Source organism: Micromonospora sp. NPDC048999, from assembly GCF_040649295.1.
GTDB lineage: Bacteria > Actinomycetota > Actinomycetes > Mycobacteriales > Micromonosporaceae > Micromonospora.
Map to the genome: position 1 here is coordinate 1 of NZ_JBEZFI010000110.1, position 1,246 is coordinate 1,246.

General features: G+C 68.9%; 1 protein-coding gene. It reads right to left on the reverse strand.

Annotation, left to right across the window (positions count from 1 at the left end):
- Positions 1-36: 36 nt before the first annotated feature.
- Entirely contained in the window at positions 37-1,155 is a 1,119-nt protein-coding gene (locus AB0C02_RS33595; protein WP_357553244.1) for an IS630 family transposase, read from the reverse strand.
- Positions 1,156-1,246 lie beyond the last annotated feature (91 nt).

Sequence of the window (1,246 nt, forward strand, 5' to 3'; positions counted from 1 at the left end):
CTAGTGCCGTGACCACGAACGTTCACGGTGTTGGGGTCAGGCTGCTTGAGTAGCGGGTTGGCCCCAGCGTCGTTGTCGTTCGCTGCGGATGCGGGCTCGTTCGCGGCGTTGGGCGGCCAGGACGTCGGGGTGGCGGGCGTTGGCGTTGCGCCAGCGTAGGTAGGCCTGCAGCCGCCGGGTCAGCGTGGGGTGGTTGGGGTGGTTGGATCCGGCGATGACGAAGGTGCGTAGGGGCCCGAACTGGGCCTCGATCGGGTTGGCCCAGGAGGCGTAGGTCGGGGTGAAGCAGAGCTCGACCTTGTTCCGGGCCGCCCACCTGCGGATCTTGATGCCTTTGTGCGCGGACAGGTTGTCCAGGATCACGTAGATCGGCGCCCCGTCCGGCCGCGCGGCCCGGATCGACTTGAGCGCGGCGAGGGTGTTCGCCGCGCTCTTGCGCCGCCGGACGACACCCCAGAGCTGGTCGTCGCCGACGCTGTAGCAGCCGTGGAACTGCCGGACCCCGTGCAGCTTGTGATAGTTCGCAGGCAGCCGGTGCGGATGCCCGGCCGGCGCCCAGCCGGTGCCGGCCTGCGGCCGGATCACCAGGGGCCCGAACTCGTCGAACGCGAACACCCGCTGCGGGAAGTGGCTGCTCACGTACTCGATCCGGGCTAGTTTGGCGTCGCGCTGCGGGTCGGTGGACTCCTTCCACGTCTTGGTCCGCTGGAAAGTGATCTTGTGCCGGTGCAGGATCTGCCGCAGCCGTTCCCGCCCGATACGAATCCGGCGGGCGGCATGCGAGCCCAGGTGGTCGGCGAGCTTGCGGATGCTCCAGCGGGTGAACGGCCGCCCCAGCTTCTCGGGGCGGGTGTTGGCCGTCTCGACGATGAACTGTTCCTCGTCACGACTGATCTGGCGGGGACGGCCACCCGCCCACTGAGGGTCCAGGCTGGCCATCCCCATCTCGTTGAACCGGTGGATGACCTGCCGGATCGTGTCCTCGTCGGCCTGCACAAGCCGGGCGATCGCCGGCACCGTGTTCCCGCCGGCAGACGCGAGCACGACCATGGCCCGCCGTAGTCGGATCGGTGAACCGGTTCCCCGGCGGGTGATTCTGAGCAGCTGCTGACCTTCCTGATCACTCAGCCGCCGCACGCGTACAAGATCTGCCACCGCCACAGCCTGACCGCCGCGACGCCGCCCGGCCGACAGGCCGAACGGCGTGTCATCCAACACCGCGAACGTTCGTGGTCACGGCACTAGC